The organism is Algoriphagus faecimaris, from assembly GCF_900101705.1.
In the GTDB taxonomy this organism is placed as follows: Bacteria; Bacteroidota; Bacteroidia; order Cytophagales; family Cyclobacteriaceae; genus Algoriphagus; species Algoriphagus faecimaris.
Map to the genome: position 1 here is coordinate 58,967 of NZ_FNAC01000003.1, position 18,432 is coordinate 77,398.

General features: G+C 39.6%; 15 protein-coding genes. 14 read left to right on the top strand and 1 reads right to left on the bottom strand.

From position 1 onward, the window contains the following. The first annotated feature begins 7 nt into the window (after positions 1-7). The 3 genes from BLQ57_RS02340 to BLQ57_RS02350 all read left to right on the top strand — a co-directional run bounded on the left by BLQ57_RS02340 (position 8) and on the right by BLQ57_RS02350 (position 2,407). On the top strand, positions 8-640 hold the full coding sequence (locus BLQ57_RS02340; RefSeq protein ID WP_087939551.1) for an NAD(P)H-dependent oxidoreductase: 633 nt from the start codon (positions 8-10) through the stop codon (positions 638-640). A 13-nt stretch (positions 641-653) separates the two neighbouring features. After that, a complete protein-coding gene (locus BLQ57_RS02345) occupies positions 654-1,313 on the top strand; it encodes a VOC family protein (RefSeq protein WP_087939552.1) in 660 nt (219 codons plus the stop codon). A 347-nt stretch (positions 1,314-1,660) separates the two neighbouring features. Further along, complete coding sequence (locus tag BLQ57_RS02350) at positions 1,661-2,407, top strand: CPBP family glutamic-type intramembrane protease (RefSeq protein WP_087939553.1); 747 nt, start codon at positions 1,661-1,663, stop codon at positions 2,405-2,407. Between the two features lie 672 nt (positions 2,408-3,079). Here BLQ57_RS02350 and BLQ57_RS02355 read toward each other — a convergent pair. Then, positions 3,080-3,922, bottom strand: a complete 843-nt coding sequence (locus tag BLQ57_RS02355) for an OmpA family protein (protein ID WP_087939554.1) — start codon at positions 3,920-3,922, stop codon at positions 3,080-3,082. Between the two features lie 312 nt (positions 3,923-4,234). On the opposite strand from BLQ57_RS02355, the gene BLQ57_RS02360 reads away from it, so the two are divergent. From BLQ57_RS02360 to BLQ57_RS02410, 11 genes are all read left to right on the top strand, one after another. Further along, on the top strand, positions 4,235-5,386 hold the full coding sequence (locus BLQ57_RS02360; protein ID WP_087939555.1) for a DUF4221 family protein: 1,152 nt from the start codon (positions 4,235-4,237) through the stop codon (positions 5,384-5,386). A 107-nt stretch (positions 5,387-5,493) separates the two neighbouring features. After that, positions 5,494-6,060, top strand: a complete 567-nt coding sequence (locus BLQ57_RS02365; RefSeq protein ID WP_169712742.1) for a restriction endonuclease subunit S — start codon at positions 5,494-5,496, stop codon at positions 6,058-6,060. Beyond that, the gene (locus BLQ57_RS02370) at positions 6,053-7,621 is read left to right on the top strand and encodes a type I restriction-modification system subunit M (protein WP_087939557.1); all 1,569 of its coding nucleotides are present in this window, start codon (positions 6,053-6,055) and stop codon (positions 7,619-7,621) included. Before BLQ57_RS02365 ends, BLQ57_RS02370 begins: the two co-directional genes overlap by 8 nt. A gap of 2 nt (positions 7,622-7,623) precedes the next feature. Next, positions 7,624-8,622 (top strand): virulence RhuM family protein, encoded by a 999-nt coding sequence (locus BLQ57_RS02375; RefSeq protein WP_087939558.1) that lies wholly within the window; start codon positions 7,624-7,626, stop codon positions 8,620-8,622. Between the two features lie 4 nt (positions 8,623-8,626). Continuing rightward, a complete protein-coding gene (locus BLQ57_RS02380) occupies positions 8,627-9,877 on the top strand; it encodes a hypothetical protein (protein ID WP_087939559.1) in 1,251 nt (416 codons plus the stop codon). Beyond that, complete coding sequence (locus BLQ57_RS02385; protein WP_087939560.1) at positions 9,874-11,094, top strand: restriction endonuclease subunit S; 1,221 nt, start codon at positions 9,874-9,876, stop codon at positions 11,092-11,094. The genes BLQ57_RS02380 and BLQ57_RS02385 overlap by 4 nt, the downstream gene beginning before the upstream one ends. Before the next feature lie 11 nt (positions 11,095-11,105). After that, entirely contained in the window at positions 11,106-13,253 is a 2,148-nt protein-coding gene (locus BLQ57_RS02390; RefSeq protein ID WP_087939561.1) for an AAA family ATPase, read from the top strand. 10 nt (positions 13,254-13,263) lie between these two features. After that, the gene (locus BLQ57_RS02395) at positions 13,264-13,845 is read left to right on the top strand and encodes a hypothetical protein (protein ID WP_087939562.1); all 582 of its coding nucleotides are present in this window, start codon (positions 13,264-13,266) and stop codon (positions 13,843-13,845) included. A 5-nt stretch (positions 13,846-13,850) separates the two neighbouring features. Continuing rightward, complete coding sequence (locus BLQ57_RS02400; RefSeq protein WP_087939563.1) at positions 13,851-14,438, top strand: hypothetical protein; 588 nt, start codon at positions 13,851-13,853, stop codon at positions 14,436-14,438. A 51-nt stretch (positions 14,439-14,489) separates the two neighbouring features. After that, positions 14,490-17,738, top strand: coding sequence for a type I restriction endonuclease subunit R (locus BLQ57_RS02405; RefSeq protein ID WP_087939564.1), 3,249 nt, complete (start codon positions 14,490-14,492; stop codon positions 17,736-17,738). Beyond that, a complete protein-coding gene (locus BLQ57_RS02410; protein WP_087939565.1) occupies positions 17,735-18,430 on the top strand; it encodes a M48 family metallopeptidase in 696 nt (231 codons plus the stop codon). The genes BLQ57_RS02405 and BLQ57_RS02410 overlap by 4 nt, the downstream gene beginning before the upstream one ends. Positions 18,431-18,432: the final 2 nt, after the last annotated feature.

Below are 18,432 nucleotides of genomic sequence, written 5' to 3' on the forward strand. Positions count from 1 at the left end.
AAAAAATATGAACTTGATAAACACCTTAAACTGGCGCTATGCCACGAAAAAATTTGACCCAACCAAAAAAATTGATCCAACTCATTTGGAACTGCTAAAAGAGGCTGTTCGACTTTCGGTCTCCTCCTATGGGCTTCAACTCTATAAGGTTTTGATTATTGAAGATCCAAAAGTGAAGGAATCGCTTCGGGAAGCATCTTGGGACCAATCACAAATAACGGATGCATCTCATTTATTCGTTTTTTGTAGTTATAACCGGAATTTCAATGAAGGGGTAGATTCCTATATCAACCTTTTGCAGGAGGGAGTAGATGAATCCAAGAAACCCGGCATTCAAGCTTATGGACAAAGTATTAAGGAAAATATTGACTCGATGGAAGAGTCAGAGAAACAGGCTTGGTCGGAAAAACAAGTCTATTTGGCTATGAATAATCTGTTGATTGCAGCTGGAGAACTTAAACTGGATGCCTGTCCTATGGAAGGATTTGAGCCGGATAAATACGACGAAATTTTGGGTTTAAATGAGCAGGGATTTCATGCTGTCTTAGTCGCTCCGGTAGGTTTTCGAGCCGCAGACGATTTGGCACAGTTTCGAAAGAAAGTTCGGAGAAGCACCGAAGAGCTGTTTGAACTCATTTGAGGAAAAGGAGGGCATGGAGATTTTAACACTTGTATTGCAAAGTGAAAATTTAAAGGAAACGGTGAAGTTTTATAGAGAAGTACTTGGTTTTGAGCTTCTTTTCAGGAAAAAGAATCAAGTGGCTTTTCAGGTAGGTACCTCAGAACTGGTATTCGAAAAAGAGACTATTGGGGCTACCCCGAAGTATCATTTTGCATTTCTTACCCCCAATCATTCAAGTGAATTGGGATTTCAATGGTTGAAAGAAAGAGGAATTAAAATTCTGAATTCGGGCGATGGTCCTATTGTGGATTTTGAAAACTGGAAAGCAAAGTCAGTCTATTTCGAGGATTCCCATGGGAATATTTTGGAATTCATTTCTCGAGAGGACCTACAAATTGACATGGTTGGAAATTTTTCAACCCAAAGCATTCTAGGGATAAATGAAATCGGGGTGGTTACCGATTCTCCATTGGAAATGGCTGAAATAATTAAAGCCAAGTCAGGTTTGGATTATTTCCCCAAAGGCCCAAAGGGTACTGATATTTTGGCGATGGGTGAGGACACAGGTCTCTTGGTGATTTCTAAGAAGGGCCGGAATTGGTGCCCTACAAAATCACCTTCAAAACCTAGTCGGATAAAAGTTGAAATCAAGGTTGGGAATAAGTCTACCTGGTTCGAATTCAGTAGATAAAGTCAACTAGGTAAAATTTATTATGGAATAATTTAAGCGCACCTTCATTTACTCGGAGTGGAGCAGTGGATGAAGCGCTGTGCTTTGGTTGGATAGATTGCACCAAAAAAACTATCGACGAAGATTAGGGATATGCAATACATTGGAAAAAGGAAGCCAACTAGTAATTGGTAAGTGTTTACCAAAGAAAAGTGTCTCTACCCTTTCAAAATAGCCGAATGGCGAAAGCGGTATACAAATACATCAAAACTGAAAAGAATTAGCAAAAACTTGGAATTTATAAAATCGTAAAACGTTGATTTTTGATTTTAATAAACTAATTGTCATGTTAATATAAATAAATAAAAATGAACTATCCTTTACTAAAACCAAAATACTATCTATCTCTTATTAAGGATTTATTAAACTTCATTAGATGCCCTTATAGTAATCCGTTAAAAGTAAAAACAGTAAAACAAAAAGTATATGACACAATTGGCTTATTCTTTATTAAAATTTGCTTTTCAATTAGTATTGCATCTTTACTCCAATTTATTTACGAGCCGAAAAATCTTACTTCTATCAATATGTCGGAACGATTTGGCCCTTTTGTTTTAGTATTGGTTGCAGGAGTTATTTTGCCACTATATGAGGAAATCACTTTTAGGTTGTCATTGAAATTTAAACCTACTTATCTTGCGGTAACTTCAGGAACTTTTATCTATTACATACTAACAAAAGCTATTTTTAAATCCAGAATTTCCCTTGTCGACGATACTTTTTTGTATAGAATATCAATTGGAATACTATTTATGATAATTACTTATACAATTATTCGAAGAGAAAAAGTCAAAAAGTTAATTGATCGTTTTTGGAAAGAAAATTTCAGATTTATTTACTATTTGTCATGTGTTAGTTTTGCTTGGCTCCATATATTTAATTTTGAATTAAGTATAATTAATGGTTTATTGCTGCCAATAATTACATTGCCTCAGCTGTTTAGTGCAACAATTGCAGGGTATACCAGAATAGCATTTGGTTTTAAGTATCCCTTATTCACACATATGGCGACAAATATTTTATTTACCTTACTATCCTTTATTCCATTGGATTAATAGTTCAATTTGATATGTTTGGAGTTACTAGGTGTACGAAAACTATTCTTAAAGTCAACCTGCTCCAAATTGGGACAGTTTGACAATACTTACTATTCTTTCACTATTAGGGGCATTTCTTTAATCGGCTGATTTTTGATGAAAATTGAATTAGAAAACCAATTGTATCTCCATCAAGTCACTACTTTTAAGAGGGATAAATTACTCTGATATCACCTGATAACAAGTGGCTTGAGGTGCTTTAAAATTATTTTGTCAGTTCATCTTTTTGGTTAAATCCTGAGCTTTTTGAATAGATGAATCAGGCGATCCTATTCCTTGGTTGAGCAGGTGTGGTGAAACGATTTTACCACATTCCCACACTATTCTAAATATCTAAAAAGGAATTTTTAGGTGTGGTAATATGGAAGACTCAATTCGCCTCTGTATTCTTGAAGTCCAATGAATTTTGTCCTAGCAATTTGGGGTATGCTCAGATCGAATTTATAACAGGGTCTAATTTTGGATGTAATCAATTTGTACACACTTAGAGTTCTTTAAGTTACTTATGAGGATTTGGTTGTCGCAATACCTATATTAGTCAGGTATTTTTAAGAAAATAAAAAAAAACAGGCCTCATTTGAAGCCTGCCTTTTGATTTGTGGTAGTCAATTTGTTTTGATTAGAGGGCGATTACATCATCGCAAAGAACATGTCCAAATCTGGAATTAATACGATCCGCGTTCTTCGGTTTCTAGCCATATTTTCTGGAGTGTCATTTTCTACAATCGGCATGTAGCTCGCACGTCCCGCTGCGATCATTTTTTCTGGTGCCACTTGGTATTTTTCCTGTAGCTCTCGCACGATCGAGGTAGCTCTTTTGACTGACAAGTCCCAATTATCTTGGACCACTGCATTGGAAATGGATCTTGGGTCAGTATGGCCTTCGATCATGACTTGCAAGCTTGGTTCCGCATTGATCACCTCAGCCAATTTTTTCAATAATGGATTCGCTTTTTGATTGATTCTGTAGCTGGCTGTGTTGAAAAGCAATTTATCAGAGACTGAGATCATCACGACTGTATTTTCAATACTGATATTGATGTCATCTTCACCCTCACCTTCTGAAGAAATGGACTGCTTGATATTGTGCTCGATCGCCAAATTTACCGAGTCTTCCATGGTTTTGGCCTCAGCGAGTAGTGCCGGGTCTACGTTTTGGAGGGTTTGTTCCAACTTGGCCCGCTGATTTTTTGAAACGGGAACCGATCCATCAAAGCTTAACAGCGAATTGTTGCTTTCTTCCAGCTGGGTGTTGGTGTCCCGGAGGCTGTTGATTCGAGCGTTATATTCGGCCACACGCTGTTCGATTGCCTCCATTTTTTCTTCCAATTCGGTTTTTTCCTTGTTCACTTCGGCTAGTTCGAATTGGGTTTGATACAAGTTGCCCTCCAGTTCGGTGTATTTCTTCTTAGATACACAGGAAAGGGAAAGCGTGACCCCTACTAGGGTTACTAGGACTATTGACTTTTTCATAGTAGTAAAAGTTTTGTTGGTTTGATCTCAATTTTGCAAATCTGCTGCCAAAAGAGGCTTTTCTAAAAATTGATCTTCCTTTTGATTTTTGAGAATCACTTTTATGTCGTTTGATTAAATCAAAATGAATTTTGTCAAAAAAAGGATTGGTTCGAGAAACGAGAGATCTTTCCATGGCATTTCGCTCATGTTGATTTTAAAAAAGAGTTAAAATAATTACTTAGATCAAAGTTAGACCAGTTAAGTTTTAATTTTTTAGAATAGTTTTTCTATAATTATAAATTATATAAGAATCATTAAATTTTGAAGTCAATGAAAATCAAATTTTTACTCCCACTTTTACTTCTCCTTTGGTCTTGTGGAGAAAGTGACCAAGGCAAAGAGGGCCAGGTTTCTGCTCAAATCAACGTAAGCCTGGATACTGTAATGGTGGATGCAGGCGATGAGTTTCTTTTTCTACAGGATAACCTTTTTAATTCACAGCTAACGGCTGATGACCACTATTTGGTCAATTACAATCGTAAAGATGGAATTGCAGAGTGGATTGATTTGGATGAGCTGAAATTGAAAAAGGTTTTGCAATTTGAAATGGATGGACCCAATGCCATTCCTCCTTATACTTCTGGGTTTTTGATAGAGGAGGACGAGAATATTTTCTTTTGGAATTATCGGTTTTACAAGATTTTTGATCAAAAAGGACAATTGGTCAAAGACCTTGAGCTGGAAAAGCTGGCTCCTGAGCTTTTGGGAGGATCGGATGCATATCCTTCGAGGTTTTATCTAGACCCGAAGAATTCCAATCGTTTGCTCGGGCACTTTGTCAAATGGGAAGATAAGACCTACTTCATGTTGGATATTGATCTAGAGGCAGGTTCTATTACGGAGATGAATCTTCCCTTATTCGAAAAAACGCAAGTCTATAATACAGATATCATGTATGATGGTAGATGGATGGGTAGCTATGGACCCGGTATTTACCCTGCTTCCACTTCGGATAAAGTTATACTGGCGACCAATGTGCTCAATGAAGTTCAGGTTTTTGACCTCGTTACGGATAGTTTGTATACCAAAAGTTGGGATACGCCACTTTTGGGTAGCAAGCGCACCTATCTTCCCCCTAAAGAAGCCGATGGACAAACTGGCGAAATAGAAGAGATTAGGAAATTAGCGGAGCAGGACATTAGCTACGGTAGGCTGGTTTGGGATAAGGAAGATCGGCAGTTTTATCGTTTTTCTACCAAAAGTTATTTTGGTGAGGAAAAAGATGAATATGGAAGCTATGTAGTCACTCGTGCGGATGTTTTTCTGAGTGTTTTTGATGAGGACTTAGAGCTGATAGCCGAAGCACTGATCCCTGAGATGAATTCGGTTCCCAAAAGGCATTTTGTCAAGGATGGTAAAATCTGGGTCTATATAAACATGGAGGATGAGTTGGGTTTTGTGAGCGTGGAGGTGGATTTTTGATATTTAGTATAAACTATACTTAATAAAAAAATCTGATTTTTTTGAAACCTTTATTTTGATTTTTAGGTATAATTCGGATATTGGTAGGAATTATACTCAGAAATAAATTGAAGATTCAACTCAAAAAGATAGCAAATATTCGCTCAGGAGTCTTTTTTAAGCCGTATTCACAGGGGGATGTGATGTATTTGCAGGCAAAAGACTTTGATAAAAATGGAAAGCTTTCTTCTCCTCTTTTTCCAGCATTGAAATGGACAGATGTTTCGGAAAAACATTTGCTAAATTCAGGAGATGTGGTCTTCGCTGCTAAGGGTTGGAAGAATTTTGCGTCAGTTTATGACAATTCTGGTCTTCCTGCTGTTGCCTCAACTTCTTTTTTGGTTATTTCCCTTGTAGTGGATTATATTGAGCCTAGATTTTTGGCTTGGTGGCTTAATTCAATGGAAATTCAGGAATTTTTGAAAGGTATTGCAAAAGGAACTTCCCTTCCGTCGATCACTAAGGCCCAAATGGAACAACTGGAAGTCCTAATTTTACCCAAAAAAATTCAGGAAAAGTTGATCAAGGTTTATGATTTGTCTATTCAAGAAAAGGAGCTACAGCATCAGATTGCTCAACTTAGATCTCAAAAACTGGAATTTGAAATTAAAAAAGCATTAACCCGCTATGAATAAGAAGATTACTCAAAAGGATATTAATGATGCAGTTTGGAGAGCTTGCGATACCTTCCGGGGTAGTATAGATCCCAGTGTATATAAGGATTATGTGTTGACGATGCTTTTTGTCAAATACCTCAGCGATGTGCATGACGATAAGCAGGAAGAGTATCTCAAAAAGTACAATGGAGATCAAGAGCGAGCCAAACGTGCCATGCAATACGAGCGCTTTATTGTACCCGAACACAGCCATTTCAAATACCTCTACGAAAATCGAAATGCAGTCAACATAGGAGAACTGATCGATATTGCTTTGGTGGACTTGGAAGAAGCCAATCGGGAAAAGCTCTACAGTGAAGATGGGGCAGGGATTTTTAAAAATATCAGCTTTAACAGTAGTGTGCTCGGGGAGCCCAAAGACAAGAATACTAGACTAAAAAATCTTCTTTTGGACTTTAATCGGCCTGAACTGGATCTCCGCCCATCACATCTGGCGGGAGTGGATATTATTGGAGGGGCATACGAATACCTGATTTCCAACTTTGCCTCAGATGCGGGTAAAAAGGCGGGAGAGTTCTTCACCCCAAGTGAAGTATCTACACTTTTGGCAAAGCTCACCAAATCTGCACCGGGTTCGCGTATCTGTGATCCCACTTGCGGTTCGGGTTCACTGCTGATCAAGGCAGGGCAGGAGGTAGGTTCACCCAATTTTTCCCTGTATGGACAGGAAGCCAACGGCAGTACCTGGGCTTTGGCGGTGATGAATATGTTTTTGCATGGCTTCGATAATGCCAAAATCCGCTGGGGGGATACCATTCGAAATCCTAAACTAAGAGAAGGTGACTCCTTGATGAAGTTTGATACGGTTGTGGCCAATCCTCCTTTTTCCTTAGATAAATGGGGGAAAGTTGAGGACAAAGACGGAGAGAAGACCACTATTACTTGGGACCCGGAGACGGACCGATACAATCGCTTTTGGAGAGGTATCCCTCCCAAAAGTAAAGGAGACTGGGCTTTTATTTCGCACATGATTGAGACTACGTATGAAGGTAAAGGTAAAGTCGGCGTAGTGGTGCCCCATGGTGTGCTTTTCAGGGGGAGCTCCGAGGGTAAAATCCGTCAAAAAACCATTGAAGAAAATCTGCTCGAAGCGGTAATCGGTTTGCCAGCTAATCTCTTTTTTGGTACTGGGATTCCGGCTGCGATTCTGGTTTTTAACAAAGGGAAAGGTTCCCATTCCGAAGTGCTCTTTATCGACGCATCCCAACACTACGAAGCAGCCAAAAACCAAAACAAGCTTCGTGAGTCGGATATCATGCACATCGTGGATACCTACCAGGATTTTCAATCAGGCAAATTTCAACCTGGCGTGGTGGAGGAGAAGTACAGCTACGTGGCTAAGTTTGAGGAGATCAAGGAAAATGACTTTAACCTGAATATTCCCCGCTATGTGGACACTTTTGAAGAGGAACCCGAGGTGGATATCGCGGCCGTGCAAAAGGAGATTGACCAATTGGAAGGTGAACTGAAGGAAGTACAGGCAGAAATGGATCGATATCTCAAAGAACTAATGGGCTAAACATGGAAAGCAGCATCTTAATCTATCAGACTGAAGATGGTAAAACAAAAATTGAAACCCGCCTTGAAAATGAGACGGTGTGGTTAACTCAGGCCCAGCTTTGCAACCTGTTTCAAAAATCCAAATCGACCATCAGTGAGCATATTAAGAATATTTTCGAAGAAGGTGAATTGGATGAGATCTCAGTTGTTCGGTATTTCCGAACAACTGCCGCAGATGGAAAAAGTTACGAGACGAACCACTATAATTTGGACGTGATCATCTCTGTCGGCTATCGGGTAAAGAGCCTTCAAGGAACCAAATTCCGACAATGGGCTACGGCAAGATTGAGGGAATACTTGATCAAGGGTTTTACACTCAATGATGAGTTACTCAAAGAGGCCGGAGGAGGAAACTATTTCGATGAGCTTCTCGCTCGCATCCGCGACATAAGGAGTAGCGAAAAAGTCTTCTGGAGAAAGGTTCTGGATATCTATGCCACCAGTATTGATTATGACCCTAAAAGTGAGCTTTCGGTGCTGTTTTTTCAGACTGTTCAAAACAAAATGCACTGGGCCGCTCACGGCCATACAGCTGCTGAACTGATCTATAAGCGAATAGATGCCTCCAAGCCTAATCTAGGCTTGACCAATTTCAAAGGTGCTAAGCCTACCAAACAGGAGCTGGAAATCGCCAAGAATTACCTCAATGCCGAGGAACTGAATATACTCAATAGAATGGTGACGGCTTATTTGGAATTGGCGGAGCTTCAGGCACTCAATCGCAAGCCGATGTACATGAAAGACTGGATCAGCCGATTGGAAGATTTTCTACGGATGACGGGCAATGAAATCCTAGATCATGCTGGAAAGATCAGTCATCAGCAGATGCTGGACAAGGCCCGTCAGGAGTACGAAAAATACAAGGCAATGACTTCCTCTGAGCTGAGTGAAGCAGAAAAGCACTTTGTGAATTACCTGGAAAAGGAAACCCAAAAGTTGCCTAAACCAAAAAAGAATTAAACCTATGAGCCTATTCCATCGCCAACGTTTACTTTCTGGCATCCGGGAAACGCATAAGGTTCCGGTTCAATCCGATTGGGCTTATGCTATTCGGAAGCAAGCCAGGTTGATCTTGTTGCCCCTATTTAGGGAAGTAGTTGTTTGTTGGAAGGAGGAGAAAAATGGAAAAAGACCTTACCTTACTGAACTTTCAGAGGAGCTTTATCTCGTTTTTCAAAAAGTGGGTCAAATGTCTGATAGAATTTTTCCTCTTGTGAAAGAAAAAGTATCTGGATTTATTCAATCTCTTTCAAATTCAGAAAAATCAGTATTGAAGTTCTATTTCTTGAGCGAGGATCTATCTATTGAATTGCTTTCCCAGCAAATAATTGAACCAATCACGGATGATCCTATTTCGCTTGATAAGATAGATAAGGGTGTAGGGAAAGAATTGAATGATCAATTCAAGGATTTTTCAGATGTGCAACTAGAATCGCATCTTCTGAATGAGCTGGGAGAACTCGAAAACATTCTTTCCGATTCCGATCTGGAAATAGGCCTTGACCCCGAAGCCATTATCCGAATCAATGAAGCATTTTCGGACTATCTGGATATTCCTTACGGGGAGATTTCGTTGATCCAAAAGCCTCTTGACGAGTGGGATTTTTGGGAGAAAGTCGCTATGGAGGAACGCGAAACTGTGGGCAAGCGAATCCACACCGACCGGGGTCTGGAATGGGTTGAGTGCTGGCTGCTTGCAGATTATTCTATTCGAGTTAAAGGGCAGCTGGAAGATCCTCGAGAAAGGAATGAAGCAGCAATTGCAGCCCTCAAAAAAGAATTTACGATTATTATCGATTCCCTTCAGACTAGACTTAAAGAGCGGTATCACCTTGTCAATAGTCAGGTGCATTATACTTTCTTCACCCAACGGGAATCCTTGGAAAATATCCTCCCCCAAGAAGGAATTGACTTTTTTATCAATCAGATCGGGGCCCATGGGGCGGACGATTTTGTCGGACATATCAATGTATCCATCCGACGCTATCAGCATAAAGTGCTTCAGGAGTGGGGAACTCAGATTCCTGTTTATTTGGACCTTCGCCATTGGATAGATGAAGATGAGATCAACGAGTATCAAGTTTGGGTGCTGTCCATAGGGCAAGAGGAGATGCCGCTTGAGACTACCTTTTCCGAAGAGCAGATCGAGTCCATCGTCCAAGCGATCCTTGCGGAAATCCACCGCTGCTACAAGCTAGACCACGAAAACGAATGACAGAGAATAAAGCAAAAAAATTAGGATTGGAGTTTGAAGTTCCAGAGGGGTGGAAGGTATATGAGCTTGGTAAATTGGTTGAGGAGAAAAGGCCAATTTCTTATGGTATAGTACAAACGGGGGACCCGGTTGAAGGTGGTATTCCATGTGTAAGAGTTACCGATATCGTGGATGGACAAATTGACCGATCAAACCTAATTACAACATCAAAAAAAATAAGTGATGGGTACAAAAGAACCCAATTAAAAAAAGGCGATTTGGTGATGGCTTTGCGAGGAAAAATTGGTCAAATCGCAAAAATTGGAGATGAGTTGGTAGGAGCAAATCTTACTCGTGGGGTAGCTTTGATAGCATTGAAAGACTCATTTTTTAATGATTTTATTCTTCATCAAATTTCCTCGGAAAGAACAGCTAAAGTTTTAGAGAGAAATTTAAATGGATCAGCATTACAGGAACTATCAATCGGTATTTTAAGGAAAGTACCAATTCTAGTTCCAATAAATCTTCACGAGCAGCGAGCCATCGCCCAAGTGCTGGGGAAGATGGACGAGGCCATTCAGACCACCGAGCGCCTGATCGCCCAAAAAGAACTCCGCAAAAAATGGCTGATGCAGCATCTGCTGATGGGGAAACTTCGGCTGTTGGATCAAAATGGGAGACTGTTTGAGGAGGAGTGGAAGGAGCAACCTCTAAAAAAAATTTGCAAAATCACCAAAGGGGAGCAATTGAATAGATTGGATCTTGATAAAACTGGTAACTATCCTTCTTACAGCGGTGGGATTTCTCCTTCTGGTTATACCAATGAATGGAACACAGCTGAGAATACAATAATCATAAGTGAAGGAGGGAATTCCTGTGGATACGTGAATTTTATTACAACTAAATTTTGGAGTGGAGGTCATTGTTATTCCCTATTAGAATTGAATAAAATAATTGACAGAGATTTCCTGTTCCAGACTTTGAAGTTTAATGAACCATCAATAATGAAGCTTAGAGTTGGATCTGGGTTGCCAAATGTTCAAAAAAAGGATCTAGAGAATTATAGACTTTTACTTCCTTCAGTAGAAGAACAAACCGCCATCGCTCGGGTACTTCAAACTGCCGATCAGGAAATCAGCTTGCTCAAAGCCAAAGCGGATAAGCTGCGAGAACAGAAAAAAGGAATGATGCAGCTGCTGTTGACGGGGAAGGTTAGATTAAAAAATTTAGAGAATTAAATACTGGAAATATGAAAGCAAAACTTAAAAAATTTAGAGTGCAGAACTTTCGCTCTGTCGATGATTCTGGCTGGATTGAAGCAGAAAATGTTACTTGTTTGGTCGGTACTAATGAGTCGGGAAAAACAAATTTATTGCTTGCTCTTTGGAAACTAAATCCAGCTAACGGTGAGCCTATTGTGCCTTTGATTGATTATCCTCGAAAGAACTATCATAATTATAGTACAACTAAAGGGGAGGAAGTTTTTATCTCTGGTCATTTTTACTTTTACGGTTCTATCGCAGAAAAATTATCTCAAGCCTCAGGATGGCATAAAAATCTCGTTAATGAAATTGTTGCGAGTCGAAAATACAACGGTACCTATAATTACCAGTTTGCCCAAAACAAGCTTTCAACTTTTAATGGAGCAGATTTGGCTATCCTTTTCGAAGATTTGATTAAAAAGTTTGATGCTTCCGATTTACAATCAAAAGAAGAGCAGGCAGATCTAGACAAGATCAAAAAATTTCTTGAATTAGAAAGGGATAAAATAGATTCAAATCTTGACTATTCGAAATCTGAAATTTCTGAGATTAAAAAATCCTTTGAGCAATTTCTTAAAAGCAATTTTAAAAGAAAGAGAAACATAAATGCTTTTTTTGAAGAAGGCTTTTTCTTGGATGTTGAAAAGATAATTCAAGCTTTTGAGGAAAACGGAATTGAATTGAATGAGGAATGCATAAGAATAATTGAAGCTCACCTTCCCACATTTGTCTATTATTCTGACTATGGAAATCTGGATTCTGAAATTTACCTACCCCATGTAATCGATAACTTTAGGAGAACTGATTTAGGAGAAAAAGAAAGAGCAAAGTCTCGAAGTTTAAAGGTGCTTTTTGAATTTGTCAATTTATCTCCAAATCAAATTCTTGAACTTGGAAAAGAAGCTTTGCCTGAAAGAGTGATTGAGTTTACAACGGATAGGTATGGAACTCGATCAAAGACAAGTGACCAAATTAAAGATGCAGAAGAAAAAAATATTGAGGAGGAAAGTACAAAAAAGAAAGAAAGAGAAATTCTGCTTCAATCAGCTTCAACTTCATTGACAAGAGATTTTTCTGAATGGTGGAAACAGGGTAGATATATATTTAGATTCCAGGCAGATGGAAACCATTTTAGGATTTGGGTAAGTGATGATAAAAGACCTGACCCAATTGAACTTGAAGGTAGGAGTAAGGGACTACAATGGTTTTTTAGCTTTTTTTTAGTGTTTTTGGTAGAAAGCAAGGATTCTCATTCGAATTGCATCCTTTTGCTTGATGAACCAGGAATTTCATTGCATCCTGTGGCTCAGATGGATCTAATTGCCTTCTTCAATTCATTATCAAAAGATAATCAGCTGATTTATACAACTCATTCACCATTCTTAGTTAGTACTAATAATCTTAGTGGTGTTCATGCGATGTATGTGGGTGATAGGGGTGAGTCTGTTGTGTCGAGTGATTTGAGAGGAAACAAAAAGATATCGGAAAAATCAATTTATCCTATTCATGCCGCTATAGGAATCACAGTTTCTGATACCCTGCTTATTGGTTGTCAGCCTGTTTTGGTTGAAGGAGTATCCGACCAGATTTATTTGCAGCAGATAAAGAAATATGTACTAGCAGAAGGGAAATTTAAGAATGATAAAGAGGTGGTTTTCATTCCTACAGGCGGCGTGAGCGGGATGTCTCCCGTGGTGAAAATATTATTAGGTAGAGAGGATGACTTGCCATATGTAATAATGGACTCTGATAGAGCTGGCAAAGAAAAATTGAAACAACTTTATAATAATTTGTATGCTAAAGAGAAGGATAAAGTAATTCCCGTTTCAGAATTTTTGGGAGATGGAGAATTCGAGATTGAAGACTTAATGCCTAAAGATGAATTAGCTAGGCTTTTTGCAAAACAATATCGAAGGGTAAATAGTGAAGATGAATTTGATTACATTTTTGATAAAACCCTCCCAATAGTAAATCAAATGGAAAAGTTTGCCAAGGAGAATGGTTATTCTCTCAGCGATGGTTGGAAAGTTGACTTAGCTAAGGATTTTCAGAGGAATTTCGACAGAATCGTGACAAGATCTAGTGAAGAGGTGAAAGAGAAGTGGCTAAAACTTATTGAGAAGGTTACTTCTTGATTTAATAAATATGACCATCTCCACCTCCGATACCACCCTTGCCCTACGCATTTCCCAAGCCCTTCAGGAATACTTTGATCGGGAGCGGATTGTCGGGCCTTTGCGCTCAAATGAGGTCTATGAGATTCTAGTCAGAAAAGGATTGATCGAGCGGGATAGGCATCAGGGGATTAAGTTCCGGGACTTCCTACATCGGCTCCGCAAGGAAAATCAGCTCTATCTGATTCCTCAGTGCCGATTTGAAGAAACGCGGGGGAATCAGGTCAATTGGTTTTTTGAATCCACCCCGGGAAAGGTACCCATCGGAAGAAAACTGGTTCCTTTGGCTCAGGCGCTCAAGGAGAAGACCTTGGATCTGGAAGCTATCAGGGCAGAGGTAGACAAACTTCCCAAGCGGGATACTTCAGGTTTTGGCGTGGTGGAGCTCGAAACGCGTAAGAATTATCCCAGGGCTTACGAGTTCTGGTCTGCTAAAGAGGAGGTATTACTCCTGAAAGTCTATCAGGAGATTCAAGATCCAATGGAGCTGAGTAGACTATTCAAAAGACAGCCGAGTGCGCTAGAGAATCGGATCAAAAATAATTTAATCTAAATGCCATGGGAAGAATAGACCAATCATCAAAATACAATCTCAAGCACACACTTCGAATTGAACTAACCCGAGGCGAAGAATTGCTTTTTAATATGGACTTTGATTCCAAAAATGAGTTTGAAAACTTTTTAGCATATCAAACAGATGATCTCAATGAGCATTCCAGAAATTTCATTTCCTTTTATGCCATTCCAGACCGGATGGTATTTGTAAGAATTAAGTCCATAAAGCGAATTATTTTTCTTTGGGATCCGCCAAGAGTTTTGGAAACCCCGATGGTTTATAGAGACAATTTTGGTTTAGCATCTGACTTCGAGTGGGAATTACTGATTCCTTCCGCTATTTTTCTTCTTAAGCATTGTAAAGAGCCTTTGGTCTTTGGTGATTTGGATCCGGAGGATGACTTCCTCAATTTAGATGAGGAGAGCTTTGAAAATCCACATTTTCTGAAAGGGGGATTTATCTCCATGCCTGATGAGGATGGAGAGCAGAATTATATTCCAGTGGCTAACATAGAATACTTTGAAGTGGATCGATGTCAGATATATCCAGATCAAGTTTGGGAAGAGATAAATAAACTGGAAGATTCATAATGCCGCTAAACCAATTCATTCATTTTGTGAAATAAACAAGGACACACAGTTATGGAAACCCCCAGTTTTGTAGAAGACCATATTTCCCAAATTCCTGCGATCCAGTGGCTTTGCAAGCTGGGCTTTGAATACCTAACTGAATCTGAAGAATTGCAAATGCGAGGGAATAAAACCCAGCAGGTGATTTTAGAAGAAATTTTGCGGAAGCAGCTTCGTTTGATCAATTCCGAAAAAAAGGTCAGTTCTTCGCGGACTACTTATATCAGTGATGCCAATATCGAAAACGGCATCCGTTCCCTTCAGGAAATCCAACTTAATGAGGGCTACATTCATGGCTGTGAGGCTGTGTATAATCTACTGACATTGGGCATGGCCGTGGAGCAGTCTGTAGATGGAGATAGGAAGAGTTTTACCCTACATTTTATTGATTGGGATAATCCTGAGAATAATAAATTTCATGTGACGGAGGAGTATCGGGTCATGCGAAGTACCTCACGCGACCACTATGTGCCGGACTTGGTACTTTTTATCAATGGGATTCCCATCGTTATCATCGAATGCAAGCGGCCTGATATGAAGGACCCGCTTCGTCAGGCGATCTCCCAGCATTTGAGAAATCAGCAGGAAGATGGAATTCGGAGCCTCTACGTCTATTCCCAAATACTGCTATCCTTGGCCTCTCAGGAGGCAAGCTATGCGACCAATGGTACACCAGAAAAGTTCTGGGCAAAATGGAAGGAAAAGTTCACCTCCGAAAAGGATGAGCGGAATTATCGAGACGAACTAATTCACATCAAAAACTCAAGATTGGGACCTGCTCTTAATAAAAAACTTTTTGGAGAGCGGTTTCGGTATGTGCAGGAGTATTTCGAAGCATTAGAAGGGGAGGAAATTCAGGTCACGGAGCAGGACGAATACCTCTACAATCTCTGCCATCCTGAGCGCTTGATGGATTTGATATACAGTTTTGTCCTCTTTGACGATGGAGCCAAAAAGATCACCCGATATCAGCAATACTTTGCGGTCAAGAAAACCCTTGATCGAATCAAGTATCCCGAAAAGGACGAGAAAGGAAGACTCCGCAGAAAGGGAGGAGTGATTTGGCATACTCAGGGAAGTGGGAAGTCCTTGACCATGGTCATGCTGGCACAGGCGATTGCGATGGAGACCAGTATTTCTAATCCCAAGGTCATTTTGGTGACCGACCGGACGGATTTGGACCGACAGATAACCAATACCTTTCGCAAGTGCGGAATGGAGGTCAGCAATGCAGCTACAGGTTCCCAACTGGTACATTTACTGGAGAGCCCTTCGGATGCCGTAGTGACCACCATTATCAACAAGTTTGCTGCTGCCGTCAAGAAGATCCAACAACCCCTAGATAATCATAATATTTTTGTTCTGATCGATGAGGGACACAGAACTCAGCATGGTACTTTTAATGTAGAAATGCAGAAAGCCCTTCCTAATGCTTGTTTTATTGCGATGACTGGAACTCCCTTATTTAAAAAGGATAAAAGTACTGCAGCAAAGTTTGGGGGAATGATTGATGCTTACACGGTGGATCAAGCCGTAGATGATGGAGCAGTAGTACCGCTTTTGTATGAAGGGCGTTTACCACGATTGGATGTGAACTCTGGGCCTTTGGATAAATATTTTGAGATGGTATCCGAGCCATTTTCCGAAAAAGAAAAGGCCGATTTTAAAAAGAAATTTAGTAGAGCTGATCAGATTAACTCGGCTGAGCAGCGGATTTATTCCATTTGCTGGGATGTGAGTCTTCATTTTCGGGATAATTGGAAAGGGACAGGCTTCAAGGCAATGCTAGTATGTGACAAAAAGGTCAATGCTATAAAATTTAAAGAAGTTCTGGATGAGATTGGATTGCTAAGTTCTGAAGTCTTGATTTCACCTGTAGATGATAGAGAAGGAGAGGATTCTGCTTATGAACAAAGCAGTGACAAGGTTCAGAAGTTTTGGAAACGGATGATACAGGAGCATGGTACTCCCAAGAAATATGAAACCCAGATAATAAATAGGTATAAAAATCAGCCTGATCCGGAAATCATTATAGTTGTAGATAAGTTATTAACAGGTTTTGATGAGCCGAAAACTACAGTGCTATACTTAACTCGGAATCTACAAGATCACAAACTTCTACAAGCCATAGCCCGAGTAAATCGCGTATATCCTGACAAAGATTTCGGCTATGTGATTGACTATTATGGAGTGATAGAAAATCTGGATGATGCTTTTAAAATGTATTCTGCCTTTCAGGCTTTTGAGGAGGAGGACGTGGAGGGCACTCTGGTTAATATCAGTGAAGAAATAAAAAAACTTCCACAAAAGTACTCCGAACTTTGGGATTTATTTAAGGGAGTTGGAAATACCAGAGATGCGGAAGCTTATCAGCAAGTTCTTCGGGATGAAGCGATTAGAGCATCGTTTTATGATAAACTCAATTCTTTTGCGAAATCTTTGAAATTAGCATTATCTACCATATCCTTTCATGAAGAGACAGAACAGAGTCAAATTGAGCGATATAAATCCGATTTGCTTTTTTTCGTCAAGCTTCGAAATGCTGTCTCATCTAGGTATTCAGATAGGATTGATTATAGCCGATATGAGAGCCAAATTCAAAAATTAATTGACACCCATGTGACAGCTGAGGAGGTAGAGCCTATCACTGAATTGGTAAATATTTTTGACCAAGAAAGCTTTGCTGCAGAAGTTGAAAAAACAGTGGGAGAAGCAGCAAAGGCTGACAAGATTGCAAGTAGGACTGCCAAGCATATTGCAGAAAATATGGAAGATGATCCGGCATTCTACAAGAAGTTTTCACAAATGCTTTCCCAAGCAATCGCTGATTATGAATCCAGAAGAATTTCTGAAACTCAATACTTGCAAAAAGTAAAAGATTTAATGAATGGAGTCTTAAATCACACAGATACAGATTTGCCAGACTCTTTGAGGGAGAAACCAGTAGCTGCTGCTTTCTTTGGTCTGACTTCAGAATTTTTGAATGAAAAAATAAGTGATCAAAAAGTAGGGAAATTAATCTCCGAGCAGGCCTCCCATTCGATAGATCAAATGGTGAAAACAGCCGTTTTCGGAAGTGGGCCAAAGGCGATTGTGGATTGGGAAAATAAGGATGCTATAACGGGAAAGTTAATTATTGAAATAGGTGATTATTTAATTGACGAGGTCAGAGATAAATATCAACTGGAATTGTCTTTTTCCGAATTGGATGAGTTAGCAGTTAAGATTTTGGAGGTGGCGAAAAGGCGATACAAATCATGAAGGAGTCATTTCAGTTTGGTTCGAAGAGGATTGCTTATCAGATCAGGTATTCAGAAAGAAAAACCCTGGGTATCACCGTAACACCCGAATCAGAAGTAATAATCCAGGCACCATTAAATGCTGAAAAAGAGCGAATTCAAGAGATTTTATATAAAAGAGCCCCTTGGATTATGAAACAACAAAGTTATTTTTTGTCCTTCCAGCCGAGGGCTACTGAGCGGAAATATATAAATGGAGAAACTCATTTGTATTTGGGAAGACAGTATAGATTGAAAGTTATTCAATCAAATAATCAGTCGGTGAAACTTCTTCACGGGGAATTATTGGTGGAAACTCCGAGCTTAGACCAAGTAAAAGCTCTAGTAAAGGCATGGTATTTAGGAAGGGCAAAGGAAAAATTTCAAGGATTAGCTAATCCTTGGATAGATAAGTTTAAATCCGAAGGAGTTCAACCTGAAACGATTGTTTTACGAGAAATGCCTTTAAGATGGGGAAGCTGTACCCCCAAAGGAAAAATCATTCTCAATCCAGAACTAATCAAAGCACCGAAGGCATGTATTGAGTATGTGATTATTCATGAGCTTTGTCACTTGGTACATAGAGATCATTCTCCCGCATTTTTCAGACTTCAAGCTTGTTATTTGCCGGATTGGGAAAGATGGAAGGAGAGATTGGAAAGGATTTTAGCTTAGAT

Bases quoted from the DNA above. Each gene is read 5' to 3' on its own strand.
- BLQ57_RS02340 (WP_087939551.1), top strand. From the start codon at position 8: ATGAACTTGATAAACACCTTAAACTGGCGCTATGCCACGAAAAAATTT.
- BLQ57_RS02345 (WP_087939552.1), top strand. From the start codon at position 654: ATGGAGATTTTAACACTTGTATTGCAAAGTGAAAATTTAAAGGAAACG.
- BLQ57_RS02350 (WP_087939553.1), top strand. From the start codon at position 1,661: ATGAACTATCCTTTACTAAAACCAAAATACTATCTATCTCTTATTAAG.
- BLQ57_RS02355 (WP_087939554.1), bottom strand. From the start codon at position 3,922: ATGAAAAAGTCAATAGTCCTAGTAACCCTAGTAGGGGTCACGCTTTCC.
- BLQ57_RS02360 (WP_087939555.1), top strand. From the start codon at position 4,235: ATGAAAATCAAATTTTTACTCCCACTTTTACTTCTCCTTTGGTCTTGT.
- BLQ57_RS02370 (WP_087939557.1), top strand. From the start codon at position 6,053: ATGAATAAGAAGATTACTCAAAAGGATATTAATGATGCAGTTTGGAGA.
- BLQ57_RS02375 (WP_087939558.1), top strand. From the start codon at position 7,624: ATGGAAAGCAGCATCTTAATCTATCAGACTGAAGATGGTAAAACAAAA.
- BLQ57_RS02380 (WP_087939559.1), top strand. From the start codon at position 8,627: ATGAGCCTATTCCATCGCCAACGTTTACTTTCTGGCATCCGGGAAACG.
- BLQ57_RS02385 (WP_087939560.1), top strand. From the start codon at position 9,874: ATGACAGAGAATAAAGCAAAAAAATTAGGATTGGAGTTTGAAGTTCCA.
- BLQ57_RS02390 (WP_087939561.1), top strand. From the start codon at position 11,106: ATGAAAGCAAAACTTAAAAAATTTAGAGTGCAGAACTTTCGCTCTGTC.
- BLQ57_RS02395 (WP_087939562.1), top strand. From the start codon at position 13,264: ATGACCATCTCCACCTCCGATACCACCCTTGCCCTACGCATTTCCCAA.
- BLQ57_RS02400 (WP_087939563.1), top strand. From the start codon at position 13,851: ATGGGAAGAATAGACCAATCATCAAAATACAATCTCAAGCACACACTT.
- BLQ57_RS02405 (WP_087939564.1), top strand. From the start codon at position 14,490: ATGGAAACCCCCAGTTTTGTAGAAGACCATATTTCCCAAATTCCTGCG.
- BLQ57_RS02410 (WP_087939565.1), top strand. From the start codon at position 17,735: ATGAAGGAGTCATTTCAGTTTGGTTCGAAGAGGATTGCTTATCAGATC.